Raw genomic sequence first — 14,856 nt, 5'->3', positions numbered from 1 at the left:
GGTCGGCGGCGAGGGCGCGCCAGAGCGCGGTGGCGGCTCCGGCGTTCCCGGTGAAGGCGACCACCACGCCGCTGTCCGGGTCGGCCCGCAGGTGGCAGGAGGTGCCCATGGCGTTGCCGTCGTGGCCGCACCACAGCCGTCCGTGCCGCCGGTAGAGGGCCACGCCGGTGCCCCAGTCGTCCGCGAGCGCTCCCGGGCGGGCTCCCGGCTGCGGGCGGCGCATCCGCCCGGCGACGCCCGGGGGCAGCACCTTGGAGCGGCCGACCAGGGCGGCGCCGAGCGCGGCGAGGTCCGCGGCGCTCGCCAGCAGGGCGCCGGCCGGGGCCTCCAGCGGGGCCAGGTTCTGCCGGACGGCCCTGGGCAGGCCGGTCGCGGCGTTGAGCGCGTGTCCGGCGGCGACCGGGCGCCCCGGTATCGCCGTGTCGGTGAACACCGCCGTGGTGCCGAAGGGTTCGAGCAGCAGGGCGCGCACCGCCTCGTGCCAGGGCATCCCGGTCACCGTCTCGACCAGGCGCCCGGCAGCGACGTAGCCGGCGTTGGAGTAGGAGAAGCCGGTGCCGGGCGGGAACAGCGCGTCCCCGGCGGTGCACACGGCGGCCAGGTAGCGCGCCGCGGTGGTCCCGGCGGCGGCGTCGGAGTCGGGCCCGGTGGGCAGTCCACCGGTGTGACCGAGGAGTTGACGAATCGTTACTTCAGGCAGCTGACGGAACTCCGGCAGGTGCTCGGCGACCGGTTCGTCGAGGTCCAGGTCGCCGTCGTCGGCGAGCAGCATCACCAGGGCGGCCGTGTAGGGCTTGGTCAGCGAGCCCACCGGTACGACGGTGTCCTCGGTGAACGGCGCGCCCGTGCCGGTGTCGGCCACACCGGTGTGCAGGGCCACGGTCTCCGAGCCGGTGTCCAGCACCAGTTGGGCACCGGGCACCCGGTGGGCACGCGCGAGCACGTCGAGCCGGTGCTGGAGTTCACCGCGCCGGAGGAGCGGCACACGTTCCCGGACGGGCGCCGGGCTGGGGTACGGCATGACGGAAGCTCCCGTTGACTGGTTCTCGGGTGCGGGCGCGCCGGGCGCCCGCGGTGGAATTGCGGATTGGAGTGCGGCACAGCGGGAATTTTCCGGCCGCGGGCCCCGCCCGGCTCAGGACGTGCGGGAACGAGGGGGAATCGGCGCGGGCCGCGCCGGTGGCGGTCGGCCGCCCAGGGAATCCCCGGTCACCCGTGACGGGGCGCCGCACCCGCCCGCCCGGAGCCGTTCCGGCCTCGCTCCCACGTGCCCGGACCGGGCGGTGCGAATGCGACCCGAATTCCCCGCCGCGCGGGGAACGGCGAACCGGGGAACGGTCCACGGTGAACCGTGGACGACCGAATACTCACCCCGCCGGCGCGACCGGACAGAAACCCGGCCACCGCCGGCCGGCTGCTCCCCCGGCCCCCACCTGCGCGATCGCCGTCACCGGCATGTCCGATCCCCCTTTTTGCGAACCGCCCCCGCAACCGCGGCGCGGAACGCGCCGACACGGCCGGAGAGCCGCACAATCCCTGCCGTCCCGAACGTCCGGACGACGAACGCGCAACAGTCTTCACGGCGGATCAGCCGCTCGCAACCCCCTTCGATTGAACGGAAAGCGACCGCACCCGGAATCGGAACCGCAAAATCCCTGGTGCGACTCGCGCCCCTGCCTGCGACGTCGGATCAGCGCCGTGAATTCTTTGGCCGAAAATATGACATCAGAACCTCACCATTCACTCGAACAGTTATTCGCGATTATTCGAGTGAATTTTCGGACGCCTGTGACGGCTGTGCCGGAATTCACCGACTGGGCCGCCTGTGCATCGGCGGCCCGGCGACCGCCCCCGCCGTCCACCCCGGCTGTCCACCCCGGCGCCACCTACGGGAAACGCGGCGGCGGCCCCTGCGAGCCGGCCGGGTACTCCTCCAGCGGCACCAGGTCCCGCTCCCAGCCGGACAGCACGGGTTCGAGCACCCGCCAGGCCTCCTCGGCCTCGTCGCCGCGGATCGACAGCGCCGGGTCCCCGTTCAGGACGTCCAGCAACAGCCGCCCGTACGCGGGCAGTTCCTGCGGTTCCATCCGCGCGGTCAGCGAGACCGGGGCCAGCTCGTGGGCGTGGGCGCCGATGCCGGTCAGGTCCAGGGTCAGCCCCTCCGGCTCCAGCTCGAACCGCAGCACGTTGGGCGCGGCCGCCCCGCTGTGGCCGAACGGCAGGTGGGGCACCGGGCGGAAGTGCACCGCGACCTCCTTGCGGTCCTCCCCCAGGGCCTTGCCGCTGCGCAGCCGGAACCGCGTCCCGGCCCACCGCCAGCTCTCCAGCTCCAGCTCCACCTCGGCGAAGGTCTCGGTGCGGCGCTTCGGGCTCACCCCCTCCTCCTCGACGTAGGAGGGCACCTCGCGGTCCCCGATCCGGCCGGCCAGGTAGCGGGCCCGCCGGGTGCGGTGCAGCACGTCGTTCTCGGTGAGCGGCCGCACCGAGCGCAGCACGTCCATCTTCCGGTCCCGCAGGTCCCGTTCGCCGAGCGTGATCGGCGGCTCCATGGCCACCAGGCAGAGCAGTTGCAGGAGGTGGTTCTGGATCATGTCCTTGAGCGCGCCGACGTGGTCGTAGTACCCGGCCCGCCCCTCCAGCGCCAGCGTCTCGTCCCAGGTGATGTCCACCCTGGAGATGTGGGTGCTGTTCCAGATCGGCTCCAGCACCCGGTTGGCCAGCCGGCTGCCGAGGACGTTCTGGACGGTCGTCATGGCCAGGAAGTGGTCGACCCGGAACACCGCCCGCTCCGGCACCAGGTCGGCGAGCAGCCGGTTCAGCTCCTGGGCGCCCGCCAGGTCCTCGCCGAACGGCTTCTCCAGCACGATCCGGCTGCCGGCCGGCAGGGCCGCCGCGTGCAGGGCGGTGATCACCGAGGGGAAGAGCGCCGGCGGGAGGGCGAGGTAGACGGCCACCGGCCCTTCGCCGGCCACCACCGCGGCCACGTCGGCCGGGTCGGTGACGTCGGCCCGCCGGTAGTCGACGGCGGCCGCCACCGCCTTCCGCGCGTCGGCCGGGAGGTCCCCGCCGTGCTGGTCGAGCCGGTCGGCGGCCCACCCGCGGTAGTGCTCGGTGACCCAGTCCTCCCGGCTGGCCGCGGTCACCCGGAGCCGGTCGCCGACGTGTCCCGCCGCCCGCAGGGCGGCCAGCGCCGGCAGCAGGAAGCGGGCGCTGAGGTCCCCCGTCGCGCCGAGGACGGCGAGCCGGTCGATCATCCTCGCCCACCCGCCTTCGCCCGGCCGATGCTGACGCCGCTGGCGATGATCCCGATGTGACTGAACGCCTGGGGGAAGTTGCCCATGAACTCTCCTGTGGACGGGTTGATCTGCTCGGACATCAGCCCCAGCGGGCTCGCCCGGGAGCACAGCGAGACGTAGAGCTCCTCGGCCTCGCCGATCCGGCCCTGGCCGACCAGGTTGTCGACCAGCCAGAAGCTGCACAGCACGAAGGCACCCTCGTCGCCCGGCAGGCCGTCCGGGGACTCCTCGTGCAGGTAGCGGTGGAGCAGCCCGCCGCCGGCCGAGAGGCGCTCGGCGACGGCGGCGGCGGTGGCCACCATCCGCGGGTGGCCGGCCGGCACCACCTGGCGCAGCGGCAGCGCGAGCAGGCTCGCGTCCAGCGCCCCGCCGCCGTCCAGGTGGGCGCTGAGGGTCCCGGCGTCCTCGTCCCAGGACTGCTCCAGGATGAGCCGGCGCAGCTCCTCGGCCGAGGCCCGCCACCGCTCGGTCCCGGCGGGCAGGCCGAGCCGCTCGCCGATCTGCGCGGCCCGGTCCAGGGCCACCTGGCACAGGCCCGCCGAGTACGTGAACACCCGGCCCTCGCTGCGCACTTCCCAGATGCCCTGGTCGGGCCGGCGCCAGGCCTGCCCGGCGGTGTCGGCCAGGCTGGCCAGTCCCGCCCACAGCGCGGGCTGGATCTCGCCGCCGGCCCGCAGCCACTGGTCGGCGCAGTCCAGGATCTCGCCGTAGACGTCGTGCTGGCGCTGGTCGGCCGCGCCGTTGCCCCAGCGCACCGGGGCGGAGCGCTGGTAGCCCTCCAGTTCCCCGTCCTCGACCTCGTCCGGCACGAGGCCGCCCCTGAGGTCGTACATGATCCGGGGCCGCCGGCTGGACTCGAAGGCGTCGAGGACCCAGCCGAGGAAGGCGTCGGCCTCGCCGCGGAAGCCGATCCGGCGCAGCGCGAACACGGCGAACGCCGCGTCGCGGATCCAGCTGTAGCGGTAGTCCCAGTTGCGGATGCCGCCGATCGGCGCGGGCAGCGAGGAGGTGGGTGCCGCGACCAGGGAGCCGTTGGCCCAGTCGTCGCAGAGCTTCAGCGTGATCGCGGCCCGCCTGACCAGCGGTTCCTGGGGGCCGTCGTACGCGAAGTGCCGCATCCAGCGGCGCCAGGCCTCGGCGGTGCCGCGCAGGGTCGCGTCGGTGTCGAAGCGGTGGTGCCGGTGGAAGCGGCCCCAGGAGAGCACCAGGTCCAGCCGTTCGCCCTGGCGCAGTTCGTGGGTGCCGTGCAGGCCGGTCAGCGGACGGTTGGAGCGCAGGTGCAGCCGCAGGTCGGGGCGCCGGTTCGGCCGCACCTCCAGTCCGCTGAACAGGGCCCTGGTCTGCGCGCCGCCGCGCGGCTCCAGCTCCGCCCGCAGGCGCACCGTCCCGTCCAGCACCACGGCCGAGCGCACCAGTTCGGCCCGGTCGGCCGGTGCGTCGTCGGTGAGGTCGGCGCCGGAGCGCAGGGTCAGCGCGTCGGTGACGCGCACCAGGCCGGTGGGGCCGCGCAGTTCGGTGACCAGGACGCCGGTGTCCGGTTCGTAGCGCTGTCTGGCCTCCACCAGGCCCTCGGGGGCGAGCGTGAACTGCCCGCCGCGGGCGTGGTCCAGCAGTCCGCAGAACAGCGGCTCGGAGTCGAAGCCGGGCAGGCACATCCACGGGATGGTGCCGTCCAGGCCGACCAGCGCGGCGGTCGTACCGTTCCCGATGAGGCCGAGGTCCTCCAGCGGCAGGTAGCCGTGGCGCCGGGTGACCGGCCGGAACGGTGGATCGGGGTCGTACATGCCGCCTCGCTTCCGCAGCGCCGGGGGAGCCGGCCGTCGGGGAGGTCGCCCCGGTGCCGCCCGGAAGGTGATCGTCACCCTGGCGATCCGGACGACGGTGTCGTCCGGTCCCGGCCGCGCGACCGACAGCTCCCACGTTCCCGGAGATCGGGCCGGTCCGCGATTCGGCCGCTCCGGCAGCGGGTGCCTTCCGGGTAAAGCACCTGCTAGCGTCTGAGCGCAGTGGCGGACGGCGGAGGTTGCTGTGGTTGACAGGGGCGCGGAGCGGGCGTTCATCGGGTCGTTCACCTCGACGGGCGGGCGCGGCATCGTCCTGGCCGCGGTCGATCCCGGCACCGGGGCGCTGACCGCCACCGGGGTGGTCGAGGCCACCGACCCGTCGTACCTCACGGTCGCACCCGCGCAGGGCGGCCCGGTGCTGTACGCCGTCTCCGAGACGGCGCCGGGCGCGGTCACCGCCCACGACGTCTCCGGCCCCGTGCCCCGCCCGCTCGGCGCCCCCGTACCGGTGGACGGGGACCACCCGACCCACCTGAGCGTCACCCGGGGCCACCTGCTGACCGCCAACTACGGCTCCGGCAGCCTCAGCGTGCTGCCGCTCGACGCCGACGGCACCCCCGAGGCCCCGAGCAGCGTGCTGCAGCACCGGGGCAGCGGGCCGCACCCGGACCGCCAGCGGGGCCCGCACGCCCACCAGGTGCTCCCCGACCCGTCGGGCCGCTGGGTGCTCGCCGTCGACCTGGGCACCGACTCGGTGCGGGTCTGCGCCCTGGACCGGGCGGCGGGCGGGCTGACCGTGCACCAGGAGATCGCGCTGCCGCCCGGCACCGGTCCCCGGCACCTCGCCTTCCACCCCGACGGCCGCCACGTGTACGTGCTCGGCGAGCTGCGCCCGGTCGTGACGGTCTGCCGCTGGGACGCCGACGCCGGGGCGCTCGAACCGGTCGCGGAGGTCCCGCTGTTCCCCGACGGCGTCCAGGGCCCGGTCTCCCCGTCGGCCCCGGTGGTCTCGCCCGACGGCCGGTTCCTCTGGGCGGCGGAGCGCGGCACCGACACCATCGTGGTGCTCGCCCTCGACGGGACGGGCGAGCGGGCCCGGGTGGTCACCTCGGTGCCCTGCGGGGGCCGTTGGCCGCGCGACCTGGTGCTGGGCCCTTCGGGCACCCGGCTGTACGCGGCGAACGAGCACTCCGGCGACGTCACCTGGTTCGACGTGGACGCCACCACGGGCATCCCGCGCCGGGCGGGTTCGCTCGCCGTCCCGTCGGCGTCCACCGTCCTCTTCGCCTGAGCCCGAGCCCGACTGCGGCAGCCGGCCCGGTCCCGGGCACCGGATCGCTCACTGCCCGCCGTCGCGGACCACCACCACCGGGACGGTGGCGTGCCGGGTGCAGTGCTGGGCCACCGAGCCCAGCAGCATCCCGGTGAAGCCCCCGAGGCCCCGGCTGCCGACCACCAGCAGGTCCGCTCCCCTGGCCGCGTCGACCAGGGCGCCCGCCGGGGTGCCGTAGCGCGCCTCGGCGCGCACCTCGACCGGGGGCTTCTCCCCCACCGCCTGTTCGACGGCCCTGGCGACCTCCTGGCGCGCCCGGCCCTCCAGCACCGCCTCGTCGGTGGCCGCCGGGGGGAACCAGCCGCGCGCGCCGTGGTAGGTCGGATACTCCCAGGCGATCACCGCCTCCACCACGCCGCCGGTCAGCTCCGCCTGGCGCACGGCCCAGCGAAGCGCCAGGTCGGACGACTCCGAACCGTCCACCCCGACCACGATGCGGCCCTTCCCCTCAGGCTGGTCAGCCATGTCTCCTCCTCGACTCGACGGTGGCGGGGTCCGCACGGGTCCGTGGTCCGCCGTCACCGGGCTCGGAGTCCAGCCTCCTGCCGACCACGCGGGGTGCGCAGTCCGGCAGGTCCGGACGGGGCCCCGGGGCTCCGTCCGGACCCGCCGGCGGGTGTGCGGCGGGATCAGCCGGCGGCGTGTTGGTGGCCGGCGCCGCCGCGGCGCGCAGGTCCTGCGCCCGCTCCTCGGCCGCCCCGAGTGGAAGCCTCCTGATGAAAACGGATATCGTTTCGCCGGAACCTCGCGCCGGACGGTTGCAGAGTCATATGGACATGACAAACACTGACGGCAAGCGGGACCTCGAACGCGCAGGGACACGGCGGGAGTCGGGATGCGAGTGGATGCGGCGCTGGCCGACACCTGGGTGGAGCGCTGGGAGCGCCAGCAGGAGCGGTACGCGGTGGAGCGCGAGGAGCGGTTCACCGTCATCGCCGACGTGCTGGAGCAGGTCGTCGGCCCCTGCGAGCGGCCGCTCGTCGCGGACCTCGGCAGCGGCCCCGGATCGCTGTCCGCCCGCGTCGCGGCCCGGCTGCCGCACGCGGAGATCGTCGCGGTCGACATCGACCCGCTGCTGCTCGCCCTCGGCAGCGCCAGACACCCCCAGGTCAGCCGCTGGGTCGAGACCCTGATCGGCCGTCCCGGCTGGATCGGGGAGCTCGGACTCGACCGCCCGCTGGACGCCGTGATGTCCACCACCGCACTGCACTACCCGCCGCCGGACGCGCTGCTCGGCATCTACCGCGACCTCGCGGGCGCGCTGCGCCCCGGCGGCCTGCTGGTCAACGGCGACCACCTCATCCCCGAGGACCGATCCCTCGCCGAGCTGGCCCTCGCGGTCGGCCGGCGCCGCGCCCAGCGGCTGGGCACCGGCACCGCCGAGGACTGGTCCCAGTGGTGGGAGGCCGCCGGCCTGGTCCCCGAGTTCGCCGACCTGCTGAGCGCCCGCGCCCGGCAGCTGCCCCCCAGCGACGGCACCGGCAACGGCCTGTCCGCCGCCCAGCACGGCGAACTGCTCCGGATGGCCGGCTTCCGCCAGGCCGGCTCCGTATGGCAGTACGGCACCAGCTCGGTCGTCGTCGCCCTGCGCTGACCTCCGGCCGCCGGGCTCCGGAACCGGCCAACTCGCCAAGCGGAGCCCCGAGTTACGCATAGGCACAGTCTTTGCGACGGCGTGACACAAATCCCTGTCGATCACAGTTGGAAACAGTTACCGTTTCCCTCGGTCGCCGACGCCCGCCGCGGTGGAATCCGCGCACGGGATCCGACCGCACGCGCGCCTGCCGACGCGCGAACCGCCGGGGACGCCGGCCGACACGGGGCAGCCTGTCGGTGGCGGCATGCCCCCTTCCCGCCGACTTCCCACCATGGAAAGCTGTTTCGCATGCGGCTTCTACCGCTGTATCTCGAACCACGGCTGGAGCCCAGGCTCCGATCCCTCCTGGAGCAACACGACTTCCTGCACACCCTGGTCGACGCCCTGGGCTCGCCGCTCAACCTGCTCCTGCCCGAGCAGATCGCGGACAACCTGGCACGCTTCCGGTCCGTCTACCGCAAGCACCACCTGAACGGCCCGATCCACTTCGCCCACAAGACGAACCGCTCCAGCGCCCTGGTGCGCAGGCTCGCCGCCACCGAGGCGGGCGTGGACGTCGCCTCGCTCTCCGAACTCCAGCACGCCCTCGGCGCCGGCCTCACCCCCGAGCGGATCATCGCGACCGGCCCCAAGACCCGCGAGTTCCTCTGGCTGGCGGCCCGCACCGGCGTCACCGTCCACCTCGACTCCCGGGCCGAACTCGACGAACTGGCCGACCTGGTGCGCACCCACCGGCTGCCCCCGGTGCGCGTCATGCCGCGGCTGTCCGGCTTCCTGGCGCCGGGCGTCACCGTGCTCACCAGGCCGAGCCGCTTCGGCTCCGACGTCGGCGAACTCGACGGCCTGCTCGACGCGGTCGAGCACCACCGGGACGCCGTCGAACTGACCGGCGTCGGCTACCACCTGGACACCACCGGCGTGGCCGAGAAGGCCGTCGCCCTGGAGACCTGCCTCAGGGTGATGAACGAGTGCCACCGCCGGGGCCTGCGCCCCCGCACCATCGACATCGGCGGCGGCTTCGGCGTCAACTACCTGGCCGACGCCGCCCAGTGGGAGCGGTACACCAGCGAGCTGACCGACGCCGTCCTGGGCCGGCGCCCCGCCCTGACCTGGCAGGGGCACGGCTACGGGCTGCGCAACGAGTCCGGCACCCTGCGCGGCGCCCTCGGCCTCTACCCGGCACACCGCCCGGTGGCCGCCGAGGCCTACCTGGACGAGCTGCTCTCGACCCCGGCGCCCACCCTCGGACGGCCGCTCGCCACCCTGCTGCTGGAGGGCATGTACGACCTGGCGGTGGAACCGGGCCGGGCGCTGGCCGACCAGTGCGGGGCGACCCTCGCCCGCGTCCTGGAGGTCCGGCACACTCCGGCCGGCGAGTGCCTGGTCCGGCTGGAGATGAACGCCCGGGACGTCGGCCTGGAGGAGCACGGGGTGCTAATGGACCCGGTGCTGCTCCCCCGGCCCGGCGCGCCCACCGCGCCGGACGGCCCGGTTGGGGTCCACCTGATCGGCAACCTCTGCCTGGAGACCGACCTGATCACCCGCCGCACGGTCTTCCTGCCCCGCCTGCCCGTCCCCGGCGACCTGCTCGCCTTCGCCAACACGGCGGGCTACCTCATGGACTTCAGCGCCGGCCAGGCGCTCCGCCAGCCCGTCGCGCGCAAGGTCGCCGCGTACCGGCAGGACGGCGCCTGGCGCTGGCGCCTCGACGAGCAGTACTGGCCCGTCGACGTGACGGGCACCGCGGGACGACGGGGGGACGGACGGGCATGAGGTACGACAGCATCACCGACGCGATCGGCAACACCCCGCTGCTCCGGATCGACCCGGCGGTGACCGGCCTGCGCGCCATCGACCTGTACGCCAAGCTGGAGATGCTCAACCCCTTCGGATCGGTCAAGGACCGCGCCGCCTGGAACATGACCCGCGACGCGCTCCCGGCCGCCGTCGAACGCGGCGACACCATCGTCGAACTGTCCAGCGGCAACACCGCCAAGGCGCTCGCCCTGATCGCCGGGATGCACGGACTGCCGTTCCGGAGCGTCACCAACCGGATGAGGGTCCCCGAGATCAAGGACCTGCTCCTGCTGCTGGGCGCGCAGATCGAGGAACTGCCCGGCCGCACCGAGTGCCTCGACCCGACCGACACCGACGACCCGCTCACCCGCATCCACCGGATGCTCTCCGAGGCGGACTCCGGCTACCTGCACACCGACCAGTACTACAGCCGGCTCAACGTCGACGCGCACATCGCGGGCACCGGCCCGGAGATCGTCCGTGACCTCGACGGCCGCGCCCCCGACCACTTCGTCGCCTGCGTCGGCACCGCCGGCTCGTCCACCGGCGTGGCCACCGTGCTGCGCGCCCACAACCCGGATGTGGAGGTGCTCGGACTGGTCGCGCACAAGTCCGACTTCATCCCCGGCATCCGCACCATCGACGAGGTGCACGAGGTCGGGCTGTTCGACCCCGGCACCTACGACGCCATCGCGTCGGTCACCGCCGACCAGGCCATCGACGGCATGCTCACCCTGCTCCGCCGCTGCGGCCTGCCGGCCGGCCCCACCGGCGGCGGCGCCTACTTCGGCGCGCTGCGCCACCTGCGCACCGTGGACGCCGAGTTGACGGAACGCGGAGCCGACGAGCGGCACACCGCCGTCTTCATCGTCTGCGACCGGGTGGAGAGCTATCTGAGCTACCTGCGCCAGCGGCGGCCCGAGCTGTTCAACCAGCCCCCGCGCCCGAACTCGGTCGGCACGCTGACCCCGGACGAACTCGCCGCCGCCCGGTCCGTCGACGTCGACGCCGCCCGCAAGTGGATCGCCGAGGAGCGGCCGCTGGTGGTCGACCTGCGCGGCCCGTTCGCCTACGCGGCGCTGCACATCGAGGGCTCGGTCAACATCGTCGACGAGCTCTTCGACGAACTCCTGCACGGCGGCCTGCCGTTCGGCACCCACCAGCCCGTCCTGCTGGCCTGCCCGGTCGGCGAGAAGTCGCTCCGGTACGCGGCGCTGCTCACCCGGATGGGACACCGGGACGCGCGCAGCCTCGCGGGCGGCGTCATCGGCTGGCGGGACGCGGGCGCCCCGCTGGTGCGGGACTGAGCGGAGGCGGGCCATGACCACCCTCGACGAACTCCACGACTGGCACCGGGAGCTGCGGGCACAGTTCCCCATCATCACCGGCAACCCCGAGCAGGCGTACCTGGACAGCGCGGCCACCTCGCAGAAGCCGCTGGCGGTGCTCGACGCCGTCCGGCACTACCTGACCACCGCCAACGCCAACGCCGGGCGCGGGACGTACACCTGGGCCAACGCCACCACCGCGCTGGTCGACCGCACCCGCGGCAGGGTCGCCCGCTTCCTCGGCGACCCAGCACCGCTGGACCGCTCCGGCGTCCACTTCGTCAGCGGCGCCACCGAAGGTCTGCGCACGGTGGCCAGGGACTGGCTGCCCGGGCACCTGCGGGACGGCGACGAGATCATCGTGCCGTTCGCCGACCACCAGGCGAACGCGCTGCCCTGGCTGGAGGCCCGGCAGCTGCTGGCCGGCCGCGGCACCCACGTCACGGTCCACGAGCTGCCGTACGACCCGTCCTCGCACGACTACGACCACACCGCGCTGGCCGGACTCGTCACCGAGCGCACGGCGTTCGTCGCCGCCACCCACGTGCACCACGTGTACGGCGGCGACATGAACATCCACCGGATCCGCGCCGCGGTCGGCCCCGGGGTGCCGATCTGCCTGGACGCCGCCCAGAGCGTCGGCCACCTGCCGGTCGACGTCGCCACCCTGGACGTCGACTTCGTGGTCTTCTCCGGGCACAAGACGATGGCGCTGCCCGGCACCGGCGCGGTCTGGGCCCGCAACACCCGCGGCCCGGTCTTCGCCCCCGGCGGCTGGGCCGGCACGCCCAACACCTGCGGGATCGCCAGCCTGGAAGCCGCCCTCGACTGGCTCGACGCCGCCGGACCGGAACGCGTCCGGCGCTGGAACACCGCCCTGGCCGCCCGGCTCACCGACGGGCTGCGCACCCTCGCGCCGTACGAGGTCCTCGGCTGCCAGCTCAGCCTCGCGGCCGGCTCCGAGGTCCAGCAGCGCGAAGGGATCGTCACCTTCCGCCACCGCGGCATCCCCTCCAACGACCTCGGCTTCGTCCTCGCCAGCCACGGCCTGATGGTCCGCGCCGACGGCCACTGCCAGGGCCGGGCCGGGGAGCGCGACAGCTCGGTGCGGGTGAGCCTGCACGCCTACAACGGCCCGGAGGAGGTGGACCGGCTGCTCTCCGTCCTGGCCGGGCTGTAACAGGACCGCGCCCTGATCCGCCGTCACATCCGCTGGAGGTTCCGCACCAGTCCGGTCATCTTCGGCGAGGGGGCGACGTTGAGCTCCCGCTGCAGGAACGAGCGGTAGTGCTGGTAGGAGCGCAGCGCGCTGGCGAGGTTGCCCTCGGCGAGGTGCACCTCGACCACGATCCGGTGGGCCGTCTCACGGACGGGGTCGATGGCGATCGCCGCCAGCGCGGTCTGGAGGGCCGGCAGGTAGCGCTCCGCGTCGCACAGTTGGTGGGCCAGCCCCTCCAGGGCGTACAGCCGCAGCTGGTCCCACCGCTCGCGTTCCGGCGTCAGCCACTCCTCCTCCCAGCCCGGGAGGAGTTCGGCGGCGAGGGCGTCCACGAGTTCGTCGCAGCCGGCCGGCAACCGGTCGAGCCCGGCCACGACCTGTCGTGCGGAGGTCCGGGCGGAGCGCAGGTCCACCCGGACCTCCGGCTTGAGGCGGAGCCACTGCCCTGAAGTCTCGATCGGTATGGCCGGGCCCCGCCGCCTCGCGTGGTAGAGCGCGGTGCGCAAGTTCGCGCCCGCACGGCACTGCGTGCAGTCCGGCCAGAGCCGTTCGGCGGCCGCGGCGCGCTGGACGCCGTCGTCGTGCAGGGCGAGGAAGGCCAGCAGGTGCTGGGCACTCACCGGGAGGGAGACAGCGCCTCCCGCGTCGGTGGCCTCGAAGCCCCGCAGCAGTTCGATGCGCGGACCGTCCCACAACACACCCCCACTCTGCCGCGACGGGCCGTCGCCCGCACCCGTTCGGGCGCGCCCCGGTTGCGGCCGAGGCCCGTCACCGCCGTGTTCCGTCCGGTCCGGGACCACCGTCGCGCCGGCGTCGTACGGATGGTAGGGAGGCGTCACGGAGATGCCGTCCGAGCGTCACGGCCGCCGTCGCCGACCGTCACGATGCTCACCGCCACCGGCCGCCCGACACTCCAATGGCCCGCCGCCGAACGGGTGTTGGAGAAGCAATCGGTACCTCGCGGACGCCCGTGGCGGTCCGCGGACCCGTCGACGGTCACCGGGTGTGCATCCGCGGGGCCCGGCCGCGAAACACGGCCACGGCGGTTCCGCCACGAGGCCGCGACGCTCCCGCGACGGCACCCGCCCGCCGGCCCCGACGCTCCCCGGCACACCCGCGCGACGGCCGTCTCGTTGACTGGCACCACCTGCCGCGGGGCCTTCGCGACAGGGCGACCGGCACCCACCGCCCAGCGCGGTGCGACCGTCCGGCCGCGGCACGACACACACCGCTCGGCGGGGCACACCCGGTGCCCCCGCCCGACACCGGGAAAGGTGATGCCGCATGAAGGCCAGATCGGTGCTGCGCGACGTCCGCGCCCCCGAGGACGAACTCCTCGGCGACCCGGCCGTGTGCATCGCCGTCCTGGACGGTCCCGTCGACCTGTCGCACCCCTGCTTCGACGGCGCGGACCTCACCCGGCTGGACACCCTCGTCGCCGAGCCGGCCGGCCCGGGCCCGATGTCGCTGCACGGCACCCATGTCGCGGGCCTGCTCTTCGGCCGGCCGGGCAGCCCGGTGACCGGGATCGCCCCGCGCTGCCGCGGACTGATCCTGCCGGTCTTCACGGACGCGGGCGAGGGACGGGTGCCCCAACTCGACCTGGCCCGGGCCGTCGAACGCGCCGTGCAGGAGGGTGCGCACATCATCAACATCAGCGGTGGCGAACTCGGCCGGGACATCCAGCCGGACCCCCTGCTGGAGCGGGCGCTGCGGCTGTGCGACAAGAGCGGGGTCCTGGTGGTCGCGGCCGTCGGCAACGACGGCTGCGACTGCGCCCAGGTGCCGGCCGCCGTCCCGACGGTGCTCGCCGTCGGCGCGGCCGGCCCCGACGGCGAACCGCTGGACATCAGCAACTGGGGCTCCGCGTACGCCACCCACGGCGTTCTCGCCCCCGGGAGCGATGTCGAGGGGGCCGCCCCCGGCGGGGGGAGCGCGGCCCTGACCGGCAGCAGCTTCGCCACACCGCTGGTGTCCGGGGTCGCCGCCCTGCTGGTCGGCGCCCAGGTACGCGCGGGGCGCCCGCCCGACCCCCGGGCGGCCGGTCAGGCCCTCCTACGGGGGGCGCGGTCCGCGCCCTGCGCACCCGCCGACGCGCCGGAGTGCCGCCGCCGGCTGGTCGGCCACCTGGACGCGGCCCGGGCGTACGAGCTGATCACCCGAGGAGACCTGACGGACCATCCGGCCAGTGCCGGAACCACGGCGGACGGCGCCCGCCGCACCACCCCCTCCCCCGAGGCCGGGGTCGCCACGGCCGGCGCACCCCCACTGCTCGGGGCCTCCCCTTACGACTCGCACGAGGGAGCCAGCACCATGGACACCCAGAGTGTTCCCGTCGCCACCGCAGAGGCCGTTCACCCCACCCAGGTCGCACCGGCCGTGCAGGCGGCCCCTGCCGCCCAGGCCGTCCCGGGCCCGGAGGCCGTCCAGGCCTTCCCGGCCGCGCAGACCGCACCGTACGAATCGGTCACCCCGGCCGCAGCCGCCGGCGGGGTGCCGGGC

11 protein-coding genes are annotated in these 14,856 nt (G+C 74.4%); 6 read left to right on the top strand and 5 right to left on the bottom strand.

The features are described from left to right. The 3 genes from BU198_RS09000 to BU198_RS08990 all read right to left on the bottom strand — a co-directional run. Window positions 1–1,021 (bottom strand): serine hydrolase domain-containing protein (locus BU198_RS09000; protein ID WP_188296324.1); only part of this gene is annotated, 1,021 nt, incomplete at its 3' end. Window positions 1,022–1,886: 865 nt separating this feature from the next. Next, complete coding sequence (locus BU198_RS08995; protein WP_188296323.1) at window positions 1,887–3,254, bottom strand: glucose-6-phosphate dehydrogenase; 1,368 nt, start codon at window positions 3,252–3,254, stop codon at window positions 1,887–1,889. Beyond that, window positions 3,251–5,080: a glycoside hydrolase family 15 protein gene (locus tag BU198_RS08990; protein ID WP_188296322.1), complete on the bottom strand. Its 1,830-nt coding sequence runs from the start codon at window positions 5,078–5,080 to the stop codon at window positions 3,251–3,253. Before BU198_RS08990 ends, BU198_RS08995 begins: the two co-directional genes overlap by 4 nt. A 244-nt stretch (window positions 5,081–5,324) precedes the next feature. On the opposite strand from BU198_RS08990, the gene BU198_RS08985 reads away from it, so the two are divergent. Beyond that, the gene (locus BU198_RS08985) at window positions 5,325–6,371 is read left to right on the top strand and encodes a lactonase family protein (RefSeq protein ID WP_188296321.1); all 1,047 of its coding nucleotides are present in this window, start codon (window positions 5,325–5,327) and stop codon (window positions 6,369–6,371) included. A 48-nt stretch (window positions 6,372–6,419) separates the two neighbouring features. On the opposite strand, the gene BU198_RS08980 is transcribed toward BU198_RS08985, so the two are convergent. Further along, window positions 6,420–6,878, bottom strand: a complete 459-nt coding sequence (locus BU198_RS08980) for a universal stress protein (protein WP_188296320.1) — start codon at window positions 6,876–6,878, stop codon at window positions 6,420–6,422. 370 nt (window positions 6,879–7,248) lie between these two features. Between BU198_RS08980 and BU198_RS08975 the strand changes: the two genes are divergently transcribed. The 4 genes from BU198_RS08975 to BU198_RS08960 all read left to right on the top strand — a co-directional run bounded on the left by BU198_RS08975 (window position 7,249) and on the right by BU198_RS08960 (window position 12,315). Beyond that, window positions 7,249–8,007 (top strand): class I SAM-dependent methyltransferase, encoded by a 759-nt coding sequence (locus tag BU198_RS08975; RefSeq protein ID WP_188296319.1) that lies wholly within the window; start codon window positions 7,249–7,251, stop codon window positions 8,005–8,007. A gap of 291 nt (window positions 8,008–8,298) precedes the next feature. Further along, a complete protein-coding gene (locus BU198_RS08970) occupies window positions 8,299–9,783 on the top strand; it encodes a Y4yA family PLP-dependent enzyme (protein ID WP_188296318.1) in 1,485 nt (494 codons plus the stop codon). After that, the gene (locus tag BU198_RS08965) at window positions 9,780–11,114 is read left to right on the top strand and encodes a pyridoxal-phosphate dependent enzyme (protein ID WP_188296317.1); all 1,335 of its coding nucleotides are present in this window, start codon (window positions 9,780–9,782) and stop codon (window positions 11,112–11,114) included. The genes BU198_RS08970 and BU198_RS08965 overlap by 4 nt, the downstream gene beginning before the upstream one ends. Before the next feature lie 13 nt (window positions 11,115–11,127). Then, window positions 11,128–12,315: an aminotransferase class V-fold PLP-dependent enzyme gene (locus BU198_RS08960; RefSeq protein ID WP_188296316.1), complete on the top strand. Its 1,188-nt coding sequence runs from the start codon at window positions 11,128–11,130 to the stop codon at window positions 12,313–12,315. 23 nt (window positions 12,316–12,338) lie between these two features. On the opposite strand, the gene BU198_RS08955 is transcribed toward BU198_RS08960, so the two are convergent. Beyond that, window positions 12,339–13,052 carry a BTAD domain-containing putative transcriptional regulator gene (locus BU198_RS08955; protein WP_188296315.1) on the bottom strand — a complete coding sequence of 238 codons (714 nt, stop codon included), beginning with the start codon at window positions 13,050–13,052 and terminating at the stop codon, window positions 12,339–12,341. Between the two features lie 586 nt (window positions 13,053–13,638). Between BU198_RS08955 and BU198_RS08950 the strand changes: the two genes are divergently transcribed. After that, a partial coding sequence (locus BU198_RS08950) for a S8 family serine peptidase (RefSeq protein WP_188296314.1) occupies window positions 13,639–14,856 on the top strand: 1,218 nt, incomplete at its 3' end.

The sequence above is a fragment of the Streptomyces sp. CBMA156 genome, from assembly GCF_014596515.1.
In the GTDB taxonomy this organism is placed as follows: domain Bacteria; phylum Actinomycetota; class Actinomycetes; order Streptomycetales; family Streptomycetaceae; genus Kitasatospora.
Note: the sequence above shows the minus strand (reverse complement) of the source record. Positions and strands in the feature narration are given on the sequence as shown.

Bases quoted from the DNA above. Each gene is read 5' to 3' on its own strand.
- BU198_RS08970 (WP_188296318.1), top strand. From the start codon at position 8,299: ATGCGGCTTCTACCGCTGTATCTCGAACCACGGCTGGAGCCCAGGCTC.
- BU198_RS08975 (WP_188296319.1), top strand. From the start codon at position 7,249: ATGCGAGTGGATGCGGCGCTGGCCGACACCTGGGTGGAGCGCTGGGAG.
- BU198_RS08980 (WP_188296320.1), bottom strand. From the start codon at position 6,878: ATGGCTGACCAGCCTGAGGGGAAGGGCCGCATCGTGGTCGGGGTGGAC.
- BU198_RS08965 (WP_188296317.1), top strand. From the start codon at position 9,780: ATGAGGTACGACAGCATCACCGACGCGATCGGCAACACCCCGCTGCTC.
- BU198_RS08990 (WP_188296322.1), bottom strand. From the start codon at position 5,080: ATGTACGACCCCGATCCACCGTTCCGGCCGGTCACCCGGCGCCACGGC.
- BU198_RS08960 (WP_188296316.1), top strand. From the start codon at position 11,128: ATGACCACCCTCGACGAACTCCACGACTGGCACCGGGAGCTGCGGGCA.
- BU198_RS08995 (WP_188296323.1), bottom strand. From the start codon at position 3,254: ATGATCGACCGGCTCGCCGTCCTCGGCGCGACGGGGGACCTCAGCGCC.